At 46.0% G+C, this 21,260-nt stretch carries 19 protein-coding genes and 1 riboswitch; of the genes, 12 read left to right on the top strand and 7 right to left on the bottom strand.

The features are described 5' to 3' along the window. Nucleotides 1–7: 7 nt before the first annotated feature. Entirely contained in the window at nt 8–418 is a 411-nt protein-coding gene (locus Q4Q50_RS09680; RefSeq protein WP_006082554.1) for a type 2 periplasmic-binding domain-containing protein, read from the top strand. A gap of 44 nt (nt 419–462) precedes the next feature. Beyond that, nucleotides 463–2,082 carry a methyl-accepting chemotaxis protein gene (locus Q4Q50_RS09685; protein ID WP_311899168.1) on the top strand — a complete coding sequence of 540 codons (1,620 nt, stop codon included), beginning with the start codon at nt 463–465 and terminating at the stop codon, nt 2,080–2,082. Nucleotides 2,083–2,246: 164 nt separating this feature from the next. Here the strand turns inward: Q4Q50_RS09685 and Q4Q50_RS09690 are convergent, their stop codons facing one another. Then, nucleotides 2,247–3,518, bottom strand: a complete 1,272-nt coding sequence (locus tag Q4Q50_RS09690) for an SLC5/6 family protein (RefSeq protein ID WP_311899169.1) — start codon at nt 3,516–3,518, stop codon at nt 2,247–2,249. A 256-nt stretch (nt 3,519–3,774) separates the two neighbouring features. Here Q4Q50_RS09690 and Q4Q50_RS09695 point away from each other — a divergent pair, with 256 nt between their 5' ends. From Q4Q50_RS09695 to Q4Q50_RS09705, 3 genes are read left to right on the top strand one after another with little or no spacing between them, the layout of a single operon-like run. Further along, nucleotides 3,775–4,158, top strand: coding sequence for a RidA family protein (locus tag Q4Q50_RS09695; protein ID WP_126492465.1), 384 nt, complete (start codon nt 3,775–3,777; stop codon nt 4,156–4,158). 24 nt (nt 4,159–4,182) lie between these two features. Further along, the gene (locus Q4Q50_RS09700) at nt 4,183–5,457 is read left to right on the top strand and encodes an L-cysteine desulfidase family protein (protein ID WP_311899170.1); all 1,275 of its coding nucleotides are present in this window, start codon (nt 4,183–4,185) and stop codon (nt 5,455–5,457) included. A 50-nt stretch (nt 5,458–5,507) separates the two neighbouring features. After that, nucleotides 5,508–6,167 (top strand): helix-turn-helix transcriptional regulator, encoded by a 660-nt coding sequence (locus tag Q4Q50_RS09705; protein WP_006085738.1) that lies wholly within the window; start codon nt 5,508–5,510, stop codon nt 6,165–6,167. 51 nt (nt 6,168–6,218) lie between these two features. Here Q4Q50_RS09705 and Q4Q50_RS09710 read toward each other — a convergent pair whose 3' ends face one another. Then, on the bottom strand, nt 6,219–7,808 hold the full coding sequence (locus Q4Q50_RS09710) for an RCC1 domain-containing protein (protein WP_311899171.1): 1,590 nt from the start codon (nt 7,806–7,808) through the stop codon (nt 6,219–6,221). A gap of 203 nt (nt 7,809–8,011) precedes the next feature. Further along, entirely contained in the window at nt 8,012–8,926 is a 915-nt protein-coding gene (locus Q4Q50_RS09715; protein ID WP_259481833.1) for a polyprenyl-phosphate transporter, read from the bottom strand. Between the two features lie 224 nt (nt 8,927–9,150). Between Q4Q50_RS09715 and Q4Q50_RS09720 the strand changes: the two genes are divergently transcribed. Continuing rightward, on the top strand, nt 9,151–9,651 hold the full coding sequence (locus Q4Q50_RS09720) for a hotdog fold domain-containing protein (protein WP_006085741.1): 501 nt from the start codon (nt 9,151–9,153) through the stop codon (nt 9,649–9,651). A gap of 293 nt (nt 9,652–9,944) precedes the next feature. Here Q4Q50_RS09720 and xapA read toward each other — a convergent pair whose 3' ends face one another. After that, nucleotides 9,945–10,772, bottom strand: coding sequence for a xanthosine phosphorylase (xapA, locus tag Q4Q50_RS09725; RefSeq protein ID WP_311899172.1), 828 nt, complete (start codon nt 10,770–10,772; stop codon nt 9,945–9,947). 136 nt (nt 10,773–10,908) lie between these two features. Between xapA and Q4Q50_RS09730 the strand changes: the two genes are divergently transcribed. The 5 genes from Q4Q50_RS09730 to Q4Q50_RS09750 all read left to right on the top strand — a co-directional run bounded on the left by Q4Q50_RS09730 (nt 10,909) and on the right by Q4Q50_RS09750 (nt 14,822). Beyond that, nucleotides 10,909–11,826, top strand: coding sequence for a LysR family transcriptional regulator (locus Q4Q50_RS09730; RefSeq protein WP_311899173.1), 918 nt, complete (start codon nt 10,909–10,911; stop codon nt 11,824–11,826). 65 nt (nt 11,827–11,891) lie between these two features. After that, on the top strand, nt 11,892–12,329 hold the full coding sequence (locus tag Q4Q50_RS09735; RefSeq protein ID WP_071938312.1) for a nucleoside deaminase: 438 nt from the start codon (nt 11,892–11,894) through the stop codon (nt 12,327–12,329). 168 nt (nt 12,330–12,497) lie between these two features. Then, nucleotides 12,498–13,694 (top strand): DUF418 domain-containing protein, encoded by a 1,197-nt coding sequence (locus Q4Q50_RS09740; protein ID WP_311899174.1) that lies wholly within the window; start codon nt 12,498–12,500, stop codon nt 13,692–13,694. 38 nt (nt 13,695–13,732) lie between these two features. Then, the gene (locus Q4Q50_RS09745) at nt 13,733–14,272 is read left to right on the top strand and encodes a DUF1294 domain-containing protein (RefSeq protein WP_311889363.1); all 540 of its coding nucleotides are present in this window, start codon (nt 13,733–13,735) and stop codon (nt 14,270–14,272) included. A gap of 82 nt (nt 14,273–14,354) precedes the next feature. After that, a complete protein-coding gene (locus Q4Q50_RS09750) occupies nt 14,355–14,822 on the top strand; it encodes an Sbal_3080 family lipoprotein (protein ID WP_261273167.1) in 468 nt (155 codons plus the stop codon). A gap of 74 nt (nt 14,823–14,896) precedes the next feature. Here the strand turns inward: Q4Q50_RS09750 and Q4Q50_RS09755 are convergent, their stop codons facing one another. Continuing rightward, the gene (locus Q4Q50_RS09755) at nt 14,897–16,252 is read right to left on the bottom strand and encodes a short-chain fatty acid transporter (protein WP_311889364.1); all 1,356 of its coding nucleotides are present in this window, start codon (nt 16,250–16,252) and stop codon (nt 14,897–14,899) included. 234 nt (nt 16,253–16,486) lie between these two features. Between Q4Q50_RS09755 and bamJ the strand changes: the two genes are divergently transcribed. Beyond that, a complete protein-coding gene (gene bamJ / locus Q4Q50_RS09760) occupies nt 16,487–16,957 on the top strand; it encodes a BamJ family beta-barrel-assembly machinery protein (protein ID WP_115334165.1) in 471 nt (156 codons plus the stop codon). Between the two features lie 96 nt (nt 16,958–17,053). Here bamJ and Q4Q50_RS09765 read toward each other — a convergent pair whose 3' ends face one another. Further along, the gene (locus Q4Q50_RS09765; RefSeq protein ID WP_311899175.1) at nt 17,054–19,660 is read right to left on the bottom strand and encodes a glycosyl hydrolase family 18 protein; all 2,607 of its coding nucleotides are present in this window, start codon (nt 19,658–19,660) and stop codon (nt 17,054–17,056) included. A gap of 113 nt (nt 19,661–19,773) precedes the next feature. Further along, nucleotides 19,774–19,862: riboswitch (cyclic di-GMP riboswitch) on the bottom strand. A gap of 311 nt (nt 19,863–20,173) precedes the next feature. Next, nucleotides 20,174–20,959: an ROK family protein gene (locus Q4Q50_RS09770; protein WP_115334163.1), complete on the bottom strand. Its 786-nt coding sequence runs from the start codon at nt 20,957–20,959 to the stop codon at nt 20,174–20,176. Between the last annotated feature and the right edge of the window lie 301 nt (nt 20,960–21,260).

Genomic DNA, 21,260 nt, shown 5'->3' on the forward strand with positions numbered 1-21,260 from the left:
GAGAGATATGAAAAAATTACTTTGCTCAATCCTACTCAGTTTACTCTCAATGCCATTATTTGCTGGCGTAGTTGTCATAGTGAATCCCAGTAATGCGGATGCAATAGATCAAAAATCAATCGAGAATATTTTTTTAGGAAAAACAAAGACCTTCCCCGGAGGAGCCCAAGCAGTACCGGTCAATCTTGACAGCGCTATGCCCTTAAGGGAGACATTTGACACTAAAGTATTGGGCAAGTCATCCAGCCAACTTAAGTCATATTGGTCACAGAAAGTGTTTACGGGCAAAGGAACGCCACCCAAGGAGGTCACTAGTGGGGCGGAGATGATAAAATTAGTTGCATCTAACCCTAATATTATTGGCTATATTGATAGTAGTGAGGCCAATGATTCGGTAAAAGTTATTGCCGAGTTTTAGATTGGAGTGCCGGGCTTTAGCTCGGCACAACTTGGGGGCAAGGGATGAATTTCTTTAATAACATTTCTATTTTTAAAAAAGTTATCGCGATATTTATTTTAGCAGTCATCATTTTCGCTTTAAACTTAAGCATTAGTGTTATCTCCATAAATAAAAATCGCACCACTCTTAACTATATGGAGCAGCAAGTTTACCAAAGGGTTGAACTCGCCAATCAAAACGTGTTTTTTATCCAACGACTCGATGAGCTTTATACTCAATCCGTTTCTTTTGCCGACGAAGACCTGTTAACCAGTGCAGGTACTATGTACGAATCTTTACGCAAAAACCTCCAACAGTTAGACAATGTAGATCCCTCACAAGCCAATCAACTCAACAATCTATCGGCAAAATTAACCCGTTATAACGATATGACAATTAAGCTGGCTAAAGGCATGCTGGCAGGTACGATTGATATGGCAAATATTGGCCAAATCAGCCAAGAAAAATCCCAAGCCTATGAAGCAGTGCTCAATGAAATACAAAACTATAAACAAGAAAAAGTACTCGAATTTAAACAATCAATAAAAGAAGCGGGCGACAGATCGGAGCAAAGTTTATGGCTCACCCTCTCCATCGGTATCGCTTTGCTGATCGTGATGTTTATTGTCACTATCGCCATTGCACGCGCCATTAGCTCTTCTGCCCGTAATGTTGCCCAGTCATTGAGTGAGCTCGCCGATGGTAAGGGTGATCTTAGCCATAAACTTAACGTGTCTGGTAGTGATGAACTCGGCCAAGTATCGAGTAACTTCAATCGATTCCTTGGGTTACTCGGTGATTCAATTCGCAGAGTGGTGAATGTTACCGATCCCTTGCTTGCAAGCTCGCACTCACTCAAACAACGTATGGAAGATGCGACGCATGCAACTCAGAGACAAAGCCATGATGCCAGTGCTGTGCAAGTCTCAATGGAAGACATGCGCCACTCCGTCATTGAAATTTCACAAAATGCGCGCCAAGCCGCCAGTGCTGCCCAGATAGCCGAAAAAGAAGCCATGCAAGGTATGACTGTCGTCCAGCGGACTATTGATATTTCACAGGAATTAAATACGGGGATTCAGGCAGCTTCTAACTCGATTAATGAACTTGCCAGAGACACTGAAAATGTCACCTCTATCTTAAATGTGATTACCTCGATTGCTGAGCAAACTAACCTGTTGGCACTGAACGCTGCCATCGAAGCTGCCCGCGCGGGTGAGCAAGGACGGGGATTTGCCGTGGTAGCGGATGAAGTCCGTGCCCTCGCCTCTAAAACCGCAGATGCAACCACAGAAATTCGTCATGTGTTACAAAACCTTAAAACGGCGGCCATTTCTTCGGTTAGTACCATGAATGTGGCCATGTCTAAATCATCAGAAAATGAAACCAATGCCCAAAACACGGGCAGTGCATTGAAATCGATTCAGCAGCAGATTGTCAGTATCAATAGTATGAATACCCACATTGCCTCGGCAACGGAAGAACAAGCCTCGGTTGCTTCTCAAGTGGTCGATAACGTCGTCAATATGAACGCCTCATTCGAACAGACATTGCAAATTCTGTCGCAGGTTCGCAATGTTTCTGAGGGATTAGTCGATTTTGCCGATGAACTGAAAAACGCCACCTCACAATTTAAACTTTGAGGACAACTTATGATGATTGTTTGGGATCATGGCTTGTCATGATGGCTTGAAATAATTGCTTGAAATGATTGTCTAAGGTCGTTTTCCCCGCAAAAAACCGGTATTGAGTAACTCAATACCGGTTTTTATGCATCAAAGCTTAACTTCCCCCCATTTTAACCCTGCTAACTAAACGCCAAGAAAGGTGATACACACAGCAATAAACCTGTGATGATAATGATGTACAGCGACGCACCTTTGTACTTATGCAGTGCAGGCACTTGATACACTAAATAAGCAGGGATCAAACACCCGACCAAACCAAAGATTGGACTGCAAATCGATGTAAAGCTCAGCACTGGCGCATTCAATACAATCGCGCCCCACGACAGTAGAATCGTGAAAATCATGATGCCGTAACCGACAAGCTTTTTGTTGATGCGATCTTCAGGCATATACCGACGCAGCATATTCATGGTTAGCCCTTGGCAAGCTTCTCTAAAACCAAGATACACCCCAAAGTAAGCCGTCATGACGGCAAAAATGTTCAGTGTCAGACTCAGTAATTTCAGCGTTTGCCCCTGCATACCTTGGGCGACCATGGCCAAGGCCGAGATATTTTCTTCCGAAGCACGCACCGCTTGTTCATGACCCATAGCGAGCGTGAATGATACGGCATAAAAGAACACCACGACAAACAAGACACCAAAGGCAATATTCATCGCGCGCATCGCTTTAAAGCGCGCCACGGCTAAAGATTTTTCCCGTGAACGGTATGAAATCACCATAGGGCTTAAGCTTTGAATAAACAGAATCGATGTCAGCGTAAAAGGCAGCATAACGACCGCATCTTTTAACCAATCTCCCGTTGCCGGAATAGCGCCAATATTATTGATATCCCACTTGTCCACCATCAATAGCCCTAACACAGCCACTACGCCCAGCTTAGTCAGTACCATAAAAGTGGAGATCTTAAACAGTAGATTTTCGCCGCGGGATGCTAAAGCAACTAAGCCGCAGATCAGCGCTAACCCGTAGAAGGGATTATGTGACAACAAGTCTTTCGTCACCCCAAAGCTCTGCAAAAAAGAAGCACTGTCGTTAGTAATGGCCGTTGAATACACAAACACCCAAATAACCAGCATGATGAAGTACAAACCGCCCAACAACATGCCCCAGTTTTTACCTAAGTAACCCGAAATCACACTCGGGTAATCCTTACACTCAGGTGATTCAGCTAAGGTATTGATGAATAACCGCTGAAACATATACATGGCTGGATAGCCAATAATGCCTGACAGTAAGAACACCCATAGACCCATTAAACCGACCTGAACAGGCAAGAACACGATCCCCGCGCCAATTGCCATACCGATACTCATGATTATCCAGCCCCAATCCGTACCATCGAAGCGGGTATCTGCTTTCCACTGTGCAGCAGTAATTGTTGCATCCATTATTTCACCTTTACCTTGTTGCTATTATTTTGTGCAAATATATTTGAACAAAACAAACTCAGCAACCATTATACTCAACTTTTGTTGAACAAAGAGTTAACGCTCACAACTTAGCTAAAAACGGGATAAATAGCGCACAAATCACACTAGCAAGTGAAATTTATTAAAAAATAATTGCAATAAATGCAAAAAATACAAATAATGTTGCACATCAGCCGACCGCGGCATTCAATTTTATTTGCACGTTGGAGAGACAATGAAAACCATTATCCACGCAGAAAACGCTCCCGCAGCCATTGGCCCTTATTCACACGGTACGAGCTATGGCAATCTCATCTTCACCTCTGGCCAACTACCCGTTTGTAAAGAGAAAGGCGGCGTGGTTGACGGTGGGATCACCGCACAATCGATTCAGTCGCTAGACAATCTCAAATACGTGCTTGAAGCAGGTGGCGGTAGCTTAGAAACGGTTCTCAAAACCACTTGTTATCTTGCTGAGATCAGTGACTTTGCCGCCTTTAACGAAGTGTATAAAACCTATTTTAAAACCGACTGCCCTGCGCGTAGCTGTTTTGCGGTGAAGGATCTTCCACTGGGTGTTAAAGTGGAAGTTGAAGCGATAGCACACGTGAAAATTTAAGTATTAACAAAAGGTTGTAAGCTGATGAAACCCCAATGGCTGCAGTATATTAACATCATCAAACAAGTCGTTAAGCCCGCATTAGGCTGCACTGAGCCCATCGCCGCCGCTTACGCCGCCGCCGTCGCTCGCGCCTTACTGGGTGTTGAGCCCGATTCAATTGCTGTACAAGTGTCTGACAATCTTTATAAAAACTCTATGGGTGTGTTTGTACCTGGTACAGGCAAAATTGGTCTGGCAATTGCCGCTGCTGCAGGCGCCATTGCCGGTAATCCAGATGCGGGCTTAGAAGTATTGGCAGCGATCACGCCGGAGCAAGTCGCCAAAGCACAGGCACTGATCGATGCGGGTAAAGTCACAGTCGAGCGCACTGAAACCGCAGAATTTATTTATTGCTGCGTTATCGCAAAAAAAGGCGACCGCGAAGCCCTAGTGAAAATCTGTGGTGGCCATACACTGATCGCCGAGAAGCGCCTCAACGGCGAATCCGTCTTCAGTGCCGATAGCACGCAAGCTAAAGCCACGGGTTCCATCTGTGAAGGCGTGGATATCACTATCGAATCCATTTATCGCTTCGCCCAAGAAGTCCCCTTCGAAGAGATCAAGTTCATCCTCGAGGCCTCTGAGTTAAACGGCAAGTTATCCGATGAAGGCATGGCCAATCCCTATGGACTCGAAGTCGGCCGCACCATGAAAAGCGGCATAGCCGCCGGCATTATTGGTGAAGATTTACTCAATAAAATCGTCATGTTAACGGCTGCAGCCTCAGATGCGCGCATGGGCGGTGCTAATTTGCCCGCCATGAGTAATCTTGGCAGTGGCAACCAAGGCATCGCCGCGACCATTCCCGTGGTATTAACGGCGCAATGTTACAAGGTTTCGGAAGAACAGCTAGCCCGCGCCTTGATCATGAGCCATCTCGGGGCGATTTATATCAAGTCCCATTACCCACCGCTGTCGGCATTTTGTGGCAATACAGTCACCAGCGCCGCCGCGTCTATGGCCATGGTGTATTTGGCGGGAGGTTCGTTCGAACAATCCTGTTTCGCGATTCAAAACGTGATCAGTGACAGCTCGGGCATGGTGTGTGACGGTGCTAAAGCTTCCTGCGCCATGAAGGTCAGCACGTCCTCCAGTGCGGCCGTACGCTCATTTTTGATGGCACTCAGTAGTCACAATGTCTCCGGCCAAGGTATTATTGCTACCGATGTTGAAAAAACCATTAAAAACATTGGCAAAATGATCCTCAATGGCATGTCATCCACAGATGTCACTATTATCGATATTATGTCGGCATAATGATTTTAACCCGCTGAATAATGGCGGGTTAATAACCAAAGGTTGAAATTGTGAAACTGCAAGATTTAACGCAAAGTGATCTGGATATTCTGAAATCGGTCGAAAATATCGTCGATGGCATCGCAGCTATGTATGGTCAGCACACAGAAGTGGTATTGCACAGCCTAGATGCGAAACATCCGTCTGTGGTCAAAATTGCCAATGGCCATGTCACAGGTCGAGAAGTGGGTGCGCCGATAACCAACCTTGCCTTGCTTAAACTCAAGACAGGTCAGGATATTTCTAACTCTTACTTAACTAAATGCGCCAATGGTAAGACGCTAAGATCGATCACTACAGTTATCCGCAACAGTAAAAATCAGCCCATAGGTTTGCTGTGCATTAACAGCGACATGGATGCGCCGCTGCAATCTGTACTGCGCACTATGATGCCGGATAATCTCTTCAGCACTGAAGTAACCAGCTCACCAGAGATATTTGCCCGCAATATCGATGAAGCGCTCCATAGCACTATTGACAGTATCAACCATGAAGTGCGCTCCAACCCTGGGATTTCACCCTCACAGAAGAGCCGTGAAATCGTCAATCAATTGCATGAGTTAGGTATTTTTGAGCTCAAAGACAGCGCCCAAGTGGCCGCGACTCGTTTAGGAATTTCGGTACATTCGATTTATCGCTATCTGCGGGAAATCAAAGCCAATCAAGCTTAATTGCGTGCATGATTGAATCAACGGGCTGAAATGAAATATTCCAGCCTCGTTTTAATATGACATATCAGCATCAGCTTCACCGCCACTCCCTAACAGATCCCAAGTCAAAACTTTACCATCAGAAGTGAGCGCTATCATGTTTGATATGTTGCCACGCACCTCAATGACATCGGTTAGATCAATATCTTGTTTTTTAGCATGCCAACTCAGCCCGCCAAATTGCCAAACAGAAAGGCTCCCATCACGTCGCTTAGCGGTAAATCCCATAACACTTGGGATAAGCTCGATAACCTCAGAGACACCAAGCTTAGGTCCCGCGCTATCCTCTACTACAGTGCCATCCGCTTTCAACGCAGCATAACTCTGATTTAACGTAACCACTTGAACTACATCGGTAATCTCTTGCATCATAGGTTCACCACTTAAATCCTCTGCTCCTTGCCAACCTATTGATGTGCCATCCTCTCGCAGCGCAACAAACCCCGTATCTATCGCATATAGTACGCGTACATGTTGTAACTTATTTTGCACGGCCGAAGCATTACCGCCATGGCGTTTATGACCCCAAACTACAACATCGCCATTCGCTTTTAACGTAGCATAAGCGCCATCATTAGCTACAATATCAATGACTTTTTCTTGGCTATTAGCAGGCGAGTTCGCTAAGGCTAACGGAAAAAGTACACGACTCTCTGGCAAAAAACCTTCACCCCACGCATAGACTCTTCCATCAGCCATTAATGCAGTAAAACCAAATACTGAATGAACAACTTTGGTAACTGCCGTAAACTCACTGAGTCTAGCCAGTTGTCTTTGGCTTTCTTGACCATCATTGACGCTCCCCCAAGACATTAGCTCCCCGTTTTGAGTCACGGCAGTAAAGGCACTTGGCGCCGCATAAACAGCTTTAATATTCTTAAGTTTTGCGGCAAGGTGTTGACTATTACCACCGTGATAGGCCGAACCCCAGGTCACCACAGTGCCATCCTGTAGTAACGCAGCAAATGCTGCATCATTGATACTCACACTCTGCACATTCTTCAACGCTGGCGCTGAATAAATTCCGTGATTTAATTCATCCAAAGACCCATCCACGATAGACCAACTGATGACGCTGCCATCTCGTTTTATGGCGGCAAACAGATCATCACGCATTACAAAATCTGCCACTTGCGTGAATTTATCTTTAAGTAATGCTGGTGCATCCCCCATATCCCAAATCACCAGTCGATGGTCTTGGGTTAATGCCGCAAAACCACACCCATTTGTCGAAGCAAAAATGCTTTTTACATTGACTAATTCAGCCGCCACGGCGCTATGGTCGCCACCGCACTGACGATCGCCCCATGTCACCACGCTGCCATCTAGCCTAAGTGCCGCAAAAGCACCTTTATTACTGTAGATATGCCGGACATTCTTGAGGGAGTTGTCAGTTGTGAGATTGGTATTATCGGCTTGAGCATATTGGCCATATTGAGATGCCTTGCCCTTGGGCCCATACTGCTGCAAGGTGTTTTCCATCTGCGTGCGTTGCTCAGGTGAGAGCCCGACATCTTGCTTATTGATACTATTGGTAATCACATGGGTTAACGCGAAGAAAGCGAGCGCGGCGCCCGCCCATGAAACGGTATTCTTATTCACAAAACATCCTTATCGTAACGACAAACTCATACTGAATTTATACAGGTGCCTTCAACCAAAGCCACACCTCTGTAAAGGCTAAGTATTGTACAAAAAAACCATGAAAATTAAATATCTGTTGCCTTTGGGGCGAAAACAACAAAGCAGCGAAGGCTCGCTGCTTTGATAGGGGAAACGTTATATCAAGGGTATTAAATAAAGGATTAATCCCTTTTACCCACTTTCTCTAAACCCCATACCAGTGCAATCGCTGCCAGCATACACACAATCGCAAAGGCGAGTTGCGAAGGTTGGCCCGTCACTTGCTCAAAATTAAGCGGCGAAATATTTTGCTCCAGCAAAGGCACTTGCTCACCGTGGGAGTTAGTCCGCCAAGTTAAGGTTTCTTTCCATGGCCAAATTTTACCTAAGGTGCCTAACATTAATCCGGTTAGAAACACGATAGTGGCATCGTGGTGCTTACGCAGCAGTGCCGACAATAGATGACTGAATGTCAGTAATCCCATCACAGCGCCAACGGCGAAACAGGCCAAAATATCCAGCTGAATATTTTTTGCCGCGGCTAAAACCACGGGATATAAACCCAGTAATAATAAGATAAAACTGCCTGAAATCCCCGGCAATACCATGGCACAAATCGCAATCGCGCCACCGAAGAAGATATTAATGTAACTGGCTTCTACCGCGACCGGATTTAACACAGTTATCGCCCATGCGGCCAGCACACCTAAGGCAAATAAACCTAATCGTGCAACAGTGAAACCACTCACTTGCTTAAGCATATGCACAACAGAGATAATAATAAGCCCAAAAAAGAACGACCAAATCGGGATCGGATGCGTCGCCAGTAACCAAGAGATCAGCTTAGCAAAGGTAAAAATACTGGTCAGGATCCCCGCCAGCAGACTCACTAAAAAACCACCATTAATATGGGCAAATGCCCCTTTTATGCCCTGCGACTTAATCACGCCCCAAAGGGAAGGATTGATGCGTTTTACACTGTCGAGCAAGGTATCGAGAATACCGGTAATAAACGCTATGGTGCCGCCCGAAACGCCTGGCACGACATCGGCAGCGCCCATGGCCATTCCCTTAAAATACGTCAGCAAATATTTCACTGTGAGTCCTTGTAGTTAAATCAATATACCATTGCCGCTAAACGACAAATTGGCCGCAATTATACGGTGTTACACTAAAAACCGCGAAATGAAGTTTGCTTAATTGAGCCGACTGGTATTTCTTGTTATCCTAATGTTACACTCATCCGACCAGAGCAGTCCAAGCTCAACTTGGAACAGGCTCAAGATAACAATACCCTTTTGCATCATTATTAAGGATGACCATGAGCCAGACAGACTCTTCTAGCACTGCAGAACAAAAACCAAATAAAGTGCTCGCGCTCTACCATAAGACGCGCCGTTATCCCTTCGGCCAAAAACTGTTTTCAATCATGGTTTCACGCATGGCGCCCTATTTCGGCACCATCAAACCACTGATCACTGAATTACGCCTTAATCATTGCGCCTGTTTAATTAAAAAACGCCATGCCGTTCATAATCATATAAAAACTGTGCATGTGATTGCGATTTGTAACGGCCTAGAAATGGCCATGGGCGTGATGGCCGAAGCCTCAATTCCAAAGCATTTACGTTGGATCCCTAAGGGCATGAGTTTGGATTATACCGCTAAAGCCGGCAGCGATATTTTGTGTATCGCCGAAGTGACGCCAGAACAATGGACTCCCGGCGATATGCTCGTCCCCGTTACCGCCTACGACACCCAAGGTGTGGTTGTGGTGAAAGGACATATCAAGTTGTGGATTTCAGAAAAACCACAGAAATAAGCGTTTTACACGAGCGCTGTGCTTAATGTCAGCATCTAAAAAGGGAGCTAAGCTCCCTTTTACTTTTTTAGCCTTCAGCCGTATTTCGTTAAAAAACTCGGTTAGCGCAATTGCACGGCGCCTTGCTCGCTCACTTTTAAGTAAGGATTTTTAAGTGCGGATTTTTAAATCCGAACTCTTCAATATGAGCTCTTAAATACGAGAGCTTAGTTCGACCTGTTAAATACGAGCTTTTAAAATAGCAGCCCTTTATCGCAGCACTACCCTATATAGCAGCCCAGTTAAACAAGATGTTAAGCAAAATGACTGGCGGTAAAACGCTCAATCAAACGGATAAAGTCGGCTTCGGCAAGCTTGGCACATGTTAAGGTTTGTTCATGGGATAACTGCACATCCCCCAATCCTTCGGCCATATTGGTAATGGCACACACAGCCAAGACGGGCAAACCACAATGCGCCGCCGAAATCACCTCTGGCACCACAGACATTCCCACTACATCGCCACCGATGATTTGCATCATGCGGATTTCAGCCGCGGTTTCAAAACACGGGCCAGAGTAAGACACAAATACCCCTTGATTCACTGCAATCCCAGCCGCTTTTGCGACACTTAAGGCTTCTGCTCTCAGGTCTTTATCATAAGCATTGGCTAGGCTAAAAAAGCGTGGACCGTAACTATCATCATTTGCGCCCGTCATGGGCGTACCCGGCATAGTGTTAATGTGATCGCTGAAAATCACTAATGAACCCACGCCGATCCGCTCTGGTCGTAATGACCCCGCAGCGTTAGTCACCAGTAACAATTCACACCCTAAGCGTTTGAAAGTACGTACCGGCGTCGTCATCACTTTCATGCTTTGGTGCTCGTAAAAATGCCCGCGGCCTTTCATGCACACTATATCTACGCCATGTAAGCTGCCGAGCACCAGCTCTCCCGAGTGACCGACGACGGTACTCACGGGAAAGCCATCTAAATCTTCATAGGGAATCACCACTTTGTTATCTAAATTATCGGCAAACGCGCCAAGCCCTGAGCCCAAAATCATAGCAGCGCGGGGAGAGAAATTCGGTTTACGGGCTCGAATCGTCGCAAGGGCATTAATAACAGGATCATGACTCATACAAGGTACCTCATAGCAAAGGAATGAAAGAGTAAACGACCCATAGTATAAGCGGGCTTGGGGTTGCAAATAATCGCGATTAATCGCACTATTGTGCTGATAAAAAGGACAATAACTAAAAAGCAGTGAGCCTGAGATGAGCAAGATAAACGCACCAGAACTCGTCACCTTGAAGATGCTGCGGTATTTTCATCGAGTGGCTGAAGTGAAAAACTTTACCGCTGCTGCCGAGCAACTGCATCTATCGAAATCTCCGCTGAGCGCACAAATCAAAGAGTTGGAATCGCTCCTTGGCGTTGAGCTGTTCACCCGCAGCACTCGACAAGTGGAGCTCACACCCTACGGCCAATTGTTAAGAGAAAAGTGCGAGCAAATATTCGAGCTGGTGAATACCTCATTGGAGCAAGTGGCTCAGCTTGGGCGACTCGATAGAAACCATATTCGAATTGGTATCATGAGCTCGCTTTTTTGGATGGGATTTGGTGACATACTGAAAAGCTTTCGCAAGCAATGCCCTGAAAATGAGCTGATCTTTCAAGAGTTATCACCTGAAACTCAAAAAGTCGCCTTAGCGCATCAAGAAATCGATTTTGGCCTAGTGCGCTACGCCGACACCTTAAATCTGCCGAACCTCATCGCCGAAACCATCACCAGCGAACCTATGGTGTTAGCGCTGGCAAATAAACATCCCTTAGCCAGACGTAAAAGCATCGACTTGAGTGAACTCAAAGATGAGCCCTTCACCTTACTCAGCCGTGCCAACTCCGCCTCTAGCGATTTGATTATCGCCAGCTGTCAGGCCGCAGGATTTATGCCGAAATTAGTACAGGAAATGGTCGAGCCCAATAGCTTGATGGCCATCATCGCTGGCGATAATAGGGTATCCATAGTGCCGCAAAGTTATGCTTCACAACCTTGGCCTAGGGTAAAGTTTATTAAATTAAAACAAACCATCCCCGCCGATATCTGCCTGATTTATCGACCAGAAATAGCTTCGCAGCCAATTCTCGATAGCCTGAGGGACTTATTAAAGCAACAAATCAAAACCATTTAGATTGTCCATCAAACGAGTGCTATGCTGAGTTTAATATTCAGGGTTCATATTTTAAGGATATCAAGATGGATGAATTTTTAGCGGCAGCCATTGAAGAGGCCAAACAAGGACTCGCCGAGGGCGGTATCCCCATTGGTTCAGTATTAGTGATAGATGGCAAAATCGTCGGGCGCGGCCACAATAAACGGGTACAAAAAGGCAGTTCAGTACTGCATGCCGAAATGGATTGCCTCGAAAATGCCGGCCGATTTAGCGCCGCCGAGTATCAAAGAGCGACCTTGTATTCCACCCTATCGCCCTGTGACATGTGCAGCGGCGCGGTATTACTTTATGGCATACCTAAAGTCATCGTCGGTGAAAACACCACCTTCCAAGGACCAGAAGCCTATGTTAAATCCCGCGGTGTGGATGTCACTGTGGTCGATAACGCCGAGTGCAAACAACTGATGCACGACTTTATCGCTAGCCATCCCACACTCTGGAACGAAGATATCGGCGAGTAGTGGATCTTCACTCTTCTCAGTCACTTTCTATATTTCACTTGCTATCTTTTTTGTATTTCACTTTTTGTATTGGCTGTATTTCATTGGGGGCTAGCGCCTGCTAGGCTAGCCCTCCCAAATCCCAGTGAAAAGTGGAACATGCTTACTAGCGAAAGGAACTCAGCTAACGTGCCAGCCAACTTACCTAAAGACCCTTGGTCAAGAACAGACTCCACGCAGCCAGTCGTCATGACGATTCCTGCACAGCGTAATGCCAATCTCGATGCCATTCGCGGCTTAGCCGTGTTGGGGATATTTTTTATGAATATCTATTTTATGGGCATTACTTTTTTTGGCTATGCGCCCCACGAAACGCCGCCGATGTCGGATCACATAATCAAAGTGTTCAGTAACTTTTTCATCGAGGCGCGCTTTATCAGTCTGTTTTCCATCTTGTTTGGCGTCGGGCTTTTTATTCAATATCAGCGATTTAGCGCCAAAGGTCTAGAAGCTTATCCTTTACTGCGCTCACGTTTGAAATGGCTAATGGTGTTTGGCTTACTCCACGGCATCATTATCTGGCCAGGTGATATTTTATTAACCTATGGGATAAGCGGATTTTTAGCTTTGTGTTACAAAGATTTAAGTATTGAAGCCCTTAAGCGCAAAGCGAATATTTTTATTTTAAGCGCCTTAGTGATCATCACGCTGATTAGCTTTACGGGCAGCGATGAACCTTTCACTCGAGAATCGAGTCTATTTGCAGAGCAATACGGAGCATGGACCTCAAGCTATGCCGACCAATTGTTCCTGCATTTGATACAAGTGGGTTATATGGCGTTGGTGATCCCTTTTACCATAATGTGGTTTACGGCGGGCTTAATGTTGCTCGGCATGGCCTTGTATCAACAGGGAACTTTTGAGCGGGGGTTTAGCAAGCCACAACTGCTGAAATTAGTGCTCGCCAGTGTGACGGTATCGCTACTCGATATCGGTTTAGACTTTAGCAATAATCCTATTCTAGTGACGTTTTCAGATGTGTTGATCATGCTAAGCGCTATTCCAATGGCGCTGATTTACATTCATATTATGGTTAAAATTTGCCAGAACAATCCTAATAGACTGACTCCATTGCAAAATGTTGGCAAGCTTGCTTTTAGTCTCTATATTCTGCAATCCATCGTTGGCGTGTTAGTGTTTAGGCACTTAGCTCCAGAATTGCTATTGAGTCTAGACAGATGGGGATACATGGCCATGGCACTGGTTTATTCAGTAGTGCAATTACTGTTAGCCAGCCTGTACTTACGCTATTTCAAGCAAGGGCCATTGGAAAAACTTTGGCGCCACCTCGCGTTTAAAAAATACGCTGCATCACAAGAACGCTAGCAAGCTTAAAAACACTGACACGAGATTGATACCAGATAATGACGAATTCAAAACCAGCCAAAACGGGCAACAGCGCTTCACCTCAAACTAATCGTGCTCAAAAGAATCGACCACAAAGCAGTCGTGCTCAGAACAGTCGCACTTCAAACAATCGTGCCCAAACAAACAATCGAGCCCAAAGTAGCCGTACTCAAAAATCCAATGCAGCCACTTCAGGCTCAAGCCTTATGCCGCTGTTATTGGTGGTGATTTTTCTTGCTGGTTTAATCGGCGCAGCGCAGCAACATATGCTGCCCTACGGCATTGCGGGCATGTACCTCACACTGAGCCTGCTAACCTTTATCGCCTACGCTATCGATAAATCCGCCGCAAAACGCGGTAAATGGCGCACGAAAGAAAGCACTTTGCATCTGCTCGCCCTCGTGGGTGGTTGGCCCGGCGCCCTGTTTGCCCAAAACGTGTTAAGGCACAAGTCAGTTAAAGCCTCATTTAGAAACGTCTTCTGGCTAACCGTTGTCGCTAACTTAGCCGTGCTGGGTTATGGCATAAAAACCGGCGCCGTAGATATGTTTATCTAGCAAGCTATGGATTCTATGAAAATCTAAAGTTTGTCACTAAAACGCTTTAACTTATTTTAATACAAAAACAAAAGGTTAAATTATGAAAAAATTTTTAGTTGCAGTTTTGGGTGTTGCAATACTATCGGGTTGTGCCGCACCTCGCTATACAGCAAAACCAATAGAAACAAATACTAACAATGTAGAAATAGTCATTATTAAAGATAAAGAAACACGTGACGGCTTCCAAGAAACAATGGAGACATGGCTAAAAGCAAATAATTACACCTACACAGTGCAGCCTGATGATTCTAAACATGATTTAAATAAACTCACATTAGAATATGAAGGCAATTGGACTTGGGACTTGGCATTATATTTAAAAAGCGCTGAAATTAACGCATTTCAGAATGGCCAAAGAGTTGGCAGTGTTAAGTTTCAAGTACCCTATACTGCGAACCCGAGTAAGTTTGGTAATGCTGCGAATCGTATTAGCTATATGATGTCAGCTCTATTTGGTCAAATCACTGCTGATGAAGCAACAAAAAAAGTAAATGGTTCAAGCGATTAATATCATTGAAACCTTAACTAAAAAACAGGGTAATCATAGAATTACCCTGTTTAGTTTTGCACTGTTTATTATCTTTAAAACCAGCTCAACGCGATACTGATAATCACGCCTGTGATCATCAACTGCATTAAACAAAATCCCATAATATCCCGCGCTTTTAAGCCCGCAATTGCCAGCACGGGCAGTGCCCAGAAAGGTTGAATAAGGTTAGTCCAGGCATCACCCCAAGCTACGGCCATAGCTACCCGAGCAACATCGGCGCCCAAGGCTTCGGCAGCGGGTAACATAATCGGCGCCTGCACGGCCCATTGCCCCCCTCCCGATGGCACAAAAATATTCACAATTCCTGCACTGATAAAGCTCCAAAATGGCAGGCTCTCGGCACTGGCTATGGCCACAAAACCTTCCGAAATACTTTGGGCTAAACCCGACTGCACCATCACCGCCATAATGCCCGCATAGAAAGGGAATTGGATCACAATCCCTGCGCCGCCCTTAATGGCCTCATTCAAGCTGGTTAATAAACTGCGTGGCGTTTGATGTAAGAGGATGGCGAGAAACAAGAATAAGAAGTTCACTAAGTTAAGGTTTAAGCTGCCGCCCTGTACCCAAAAGTAATAGCCTAAGTACACAAGCCCAGCGCCACCGACGCTCCAGCCGAGTAAGCGGCTATTTTCAAGCTTATCCGCAGGTCGGCTTTCAAGCTGACACTCGCTCACATTGGCAGGGGTAAACTCCAGCGCCGAAGCTGCGGGGTCGCTGCCTTTGTCGTCAAGGGCACTTGGGTCGACATAAATGCTGTCCTTGTCTTCAGGCAGCATAAAGCGATTCACTAATGGCATGACCACAAAAAGAATCGCCACTAACAGTAAGTTAAAGCTCGCGAAAATGGTTTCACTGGTGGGGATAATGCCAATTTGTGCTTCAGAGAAATGCCCCGCCGTTGCTATGGTTAATGGGATAGAACCCGCAAGCCCACCATGCCAAACCACAAAGCCAGAATAGGCGCTGGCGACCAGCAGCCGATAATCCACTTTCACTTTACGCGCTAAGGCTTTGGCAAATAACGCGCCCACCACTAGCCCGAATCCCCAGTTAATCCAACTGGCGGCCAGTGAGACCAAGGTCACTAAAATAATGGCTTGCGGTGCCGATTTAGCGAATCCTGCAATCGCATCGAGCAGCTTTTTAATCGGCGGCGAGCTTGCCAGCATGAATCCCGCCACCAGCACTAACAGCATCTGCATCGAAAAACTCAGCAAGGTCCAAAAGCCATCGCCCCAATAATTGATGACTTCCAGCGGAGTTTTGTGTTCTGCGACCACAGCTGCAATTAACACCACTAAGGTGAGTAAAAGGACGAAAATATAGGGATCGGGTAGATATCGGTCGACGAGTTTGACCAAAGGTTTTGCCGCTTTGTTTAACATAGACTTTCCTTGTTTATTATCTAAATTCTAGTTTTTATCTGTTTTTATTGAATTTTTATTGAGTATTAAGCCAACAGATTAAGCGATCTCTAAAGCGGGATAAAGTCTTGAGGGGATTTTTAACGCCTTGAAGTGGTAGCAACAGATATCCCCCTCAATGCAGGTGCGAGTGCCAATAGCATCTCAAGCTAAAAAACTGATAATATGGCGAAAATTAACTAAGGTGCTCTTTATATGAAAATGTTACTTGCCGTTGCTGTGATTGCTGGGGTGATTTTTTACTTCTTTACCTCGATGAACGGCCAAAAAGCCGCCCAAGAGAATATCCGTTTAGGCAATGAATTTTTAACGCAAAACAAAACTAAAGAAGGTGTTATCACCACAGCTTCGGGTTTGCAATATCAAGTGTTAACTCAAGGCGATGGCACAGTTCATCCTAAAGCCAGCGATACAGTGACAGTGCATTACCATGGCACTTTGATCGACGGTACTGTGTTTGATAGTTCGGTTGATCGCGGCGAGCCTATCGCATTTCCGCTTAATCGGGTGATTAAAGGTTGGACCGAGGGCGTACAACTTATGGTCGTTGGCGATAAAGTGCGTTTCTTTATCCCGAGTGAACTCGCCTACGGCAACAGCAGCACGGGCAAGATTGGCGGTGGTTCAGTGCTCATTTTTGATGTAGAACTGCTTAAGATTGATTAAATCTGTCTGCAATGAGCCTAATCGCATAATAAAAAGCCCTGCATTATCGCAGGGCTTTTGTCTCTATAACTCAAATAATATTAGTATGTTGGATGATTAAGGACAGCTTGCAGCGCCAATATCAACCCACACCGCCGCAACGCCAGGTACATCACCTTTAGTCCAGTAACTCGCCTTCCATAAACGACCGTTATAGCTGGTAGTTTGACCGCCGTTGTACACCACACCCGCATCCCAACCGAGATCAACTTGGCTGAGTAGCTGCCATTGATCAGCGGTGCGAGATGGCGTATTGCCCTGCGTCCAGTACTTGGCTTTCCATACCAACTGACTGTGACTCACAGTATCGCCCGTGTTGTACACCACACTGGCTTGCCAAGCAGGATAGTTACCGGCATTAGGATCGGTAGCATCACAACCACCACCGATTACTTTTGGCGTCACGGTCAGATTCGTCGATGCGCTCGCATCTAAGGCACCATCGGAAACCAGCACGCTCAAACCATAGCTGGTCGCTTCGATGACATTAGGCCCAGTGACCACTAAGGTGGCACTATTTTGTCCGGTTGCCGACACGCCAGCGGGCACAGTCCAAGCATAAGTTAAGGCATCACCGTCGGCATCAGAGGCACTCGCCACTATGCTAACAGTTTTACCCGCTTCCACTGTGGCAGTGGCAGCTACACTCACCACGGGAGCTTGGTTCGGAGTATCCACCTTATTGGTCACTGTCACTGAATCTGTGGCAGATAGCCCTTCTGGATCAGTCACTTTGAGGCTAAAACTATAGGCAACATCAGTTTGCGTTGCAGCCAATTGAATCGCCGCATTCGCCATATCGGCGTTTGCGATGGCAATCGTTGGGCCAGACACTTGAGTCCAAAGATACGTCAGCGCCTCATTTTCAGGATCGCGCGATCCGCCACCATTGAGCACCACATCGGCGGGACCTGTGACATTCACATCCGCACCTGCATTGGCAATCGGCGCTTTATTCACCGGTGGCGTAGTTCCTTCGCCATGACCTAAACCTTCGTGCATCGCATTTAGAATATCGCCGTTATCGGCATCAATTTCCCATGCAAATAAACCACCTAGCTGATTGGCAAGCACATATTGGCCCTTGGCTTTAACGGAACGCGCATCATCGAAAGTGATTAAATCTCCCGTAGATGCCTTGAACAATGATGGCGCCTCGGCCGTTTCGTCATAGCTGTAAGTCCAACCGCTCCCCATGTACTCGTTCACTATCTGGCGATAATCCACCACGCCATCTTCCCATGTGCCTTTCACTTTGCCCGTCGCTGTCCCTGTGAATGGGTTATTGCCCGTGTAGCCATTCACGCCTGTCCAGCCGCGGCCGTACATAGCGGCACCAACCACAATTTTTCCTGGGGTAACACCTTGAGTTAACAGAGCTTTAATACCCTTGTCTGTGGTGTAGCGGGTATCAGGATCCCAACTCGCCTCATAAAGATTGGTTTGATGACCGAGTTCAGTGTTCGTCCAACCGCCATTGAAGTCGTAACTCATCAAGAAGATGTAATCCATGTACTGCTGAGCGGCCTGATAATCGACCTTTGCCATTTTTTGAGCATCGATACCAATTGCGGAAGTCAGTTCATAGGTACGACCCGTCTCAGCACTTAACTCGTCGAGCATGGCGCGCAGTTCACGCATCAGGGTCACATAGGTTTCACCGTCATTGGCATTACCTAAGTTTGGATTCGCACCGCCACCACCTGGATATTCCCAATCAATGTCGACACCATCAAAGAACTTCCACGTTTGCAGGAATTCCTTCACCGATGCGACAAAGGTATCGCGCTTAGTTTTATCGCCAAAGTAGAAGAAGGGATCAGATAACGTCCAGCCACCAACCGAAGGTAAAATCTTTAGATCAGGATGGGCTTGCTTAAGCGCCATCAATTGACCGAAGTTACCTTTGTAGGGATCGGAGTAGTCACTCACGCCCGCCTGTGGCATTTGGACCGCCGCCCAAGGATCATGGATAGCGACTTTAAAATCTTCACGGCCACTACAGGCACGTTGCAACGCTTGGAAACTGCCGTCGATTTCTTTCAAGCTATCGTTAATGCCATCACCACCACAAATAGGGGTAAAGCCATATAAAATATGAGTTAAATTTTGTGCTGGGATCTTATCGACTGGGAACTTACGGCCGTACACACCCCATTCTACAAAGTAACTGCCGACCACTTTGCCCGACCTGTTATCGTATGGACGATTGTTTTCTTTAAGCGGAGCATTGAGTGGCACTAAATGGCTGCCATCGGTATCGGCCACGAGGATTTCTTTGGCATCGCTCGCCGTACAACCATCGCTGTTACACAGTTGCACTTGCATCTGATAACGGCCGCCTTTGTTCACCTTAAAGTTAGCGGTGCCCGAAGCGCCAGAGGGGCCCTCCCAAGCGACATTACCGTTGAGCAGCACTTGGGCTTTATTGCCCACATCACCACTCCAAAGGTTCCAGCTGACGGACACGTCGGCAGCATCTTTAATGGTCACCAACTGATTGTAAGCCGTAGCGGCTTGATTAACTTCGATAATAGCGAACTTGGTTTCGCCCCAACCTATAGTCGGTTTGCCGGGCGCTGCGGCAAATGCACTGACACTCACGGTAGATGCCAGCGCCGATGCCACCAGCAAGGCTGATGTTGAAATTTGAGTCTTGAACATGAGATATCCCTATTGAATTTTTATATGAATCAATAAGGCAAACAAAGCGTAGACAGGAAACAACACTCTCTTAAGACCATGCAACACGACAGACAATTGCACGAAGAAAAACCTGTGGTATCCCCGCTATCATAGGTACAGACGAACCCTTAGACCGGAGGCTTTGCGTCCCAGTTTTTCAACTGGTTTGCCTTTTACACGCAATGACAACGTTGTCATCGCGATAATCAGCATAGACGTAAGCGCAATAAAAATGCAACAAAATATTATCAACTAAGGTAGTGGTCTGATAAGAAAGCAATTAAATACAGTTCAACTATTTCTAATATTTACTTTGATAATTAATGATTTGCTGACTATTTTAGCCATAAAAAACAGGACACGATAAGCCAAAGGCATCACCTGTCCTGTTATCAATTTCACTATTTATGCTGCTAATACTGCTTAAATTGCTAGGACTAAGCCACTGTAATCTAATAGTTCAAAACCAGAAGCGAACAACATCTATGATCTTTATGCGCGAGGATAATCCCTTGCGAGCATCACAGATAAACCTCGGCACACTAAGGTTTCCATATCATCGACGCGGTTGATTTTCATCTCAGCTAAGGGCGCGCTCAATGCCATTTGCTTTAAGCTTTCGAGGCAGCCTTTGTAGTAAGGAGCACTGTTCATCATGTTACCCGCGAGCCAAATCCGATTGGGATTAAATAAATTTACTGTCCACGCCAGCCCCATACCAAGGTAACTGCCCGCACGGTATAAATCATCCTGAGTGGTGATGTTACGGCTGCGTACAGAATCGCCACTGGCGAGTTGTTCTAAACTAAATTCGCCTGATTCTGTCATCACGCGGCAATGGCCCAACTCCCCTGCCACCCCTGTCGCTCCAGTAAAAGCTTGCCCATTAAACGCAATCGACATCCCTATCCCAGTGCCGCACATGACCAACAACTCACAGGCATATTTGGCATCGCACGTGGCTTGCATACCCGCATCCATATCGTTGCAAATAAACTTAAGCTCGCCTTGAGTTTTCACTGTGTCAAAACTCAAACCATTGAGTCCGGGTAACGATTTACAGGCAACCAAACGATTATTTTGTACGAGTCCTGGTACGCCAATCGCTAATTGGTAATGCTGTAAATCGTAATCGCGTTCAAGTGCAGCGATTTGATTATTTAACTCTTCAATTTTAAAACCTTCGCCTGTGGGGATTTTATATTGTTCTGTATGTCCCGCGAGCTGAAGTTCGAACAGGGCTGTCGTACCGCCCACATCTATTGTTAGTATTTGCATCGCTTACTCCACTGATACATGCGCCCCACTCTGACCCCGAGCGGAGATGGCAAATGTTAGCATAGGGTCCAAATGTTAGCGATTGAATAAAACTTAAGTCGCTAATTTGTAAGGAACAAGTCTACAAAAAATATGACTGACATTTTGTTTTACTCAGGTTTTATGCTAAGAATCACACAAATAAATTAAGGGTAAAACACTTAGCTTGCTCATCACCGTCAGCACAAATTCACGATTGTATACAAAATCCTTTATTCGCTCCGCTTGCATCTCGCGCGTTAGGCTTGCGATAATCCGAGCT

This window comes from Shewanella scandinavica (assembly GCF_031932065.1).
In the GTDB taxonomy this organism is placed as follows: domain Bacteria; phylum Pseudomonadota; class Gammaproteobacteria; order Enterobacterales; family Shewanellaceae; genus Shewanella; species Shewanella baltica.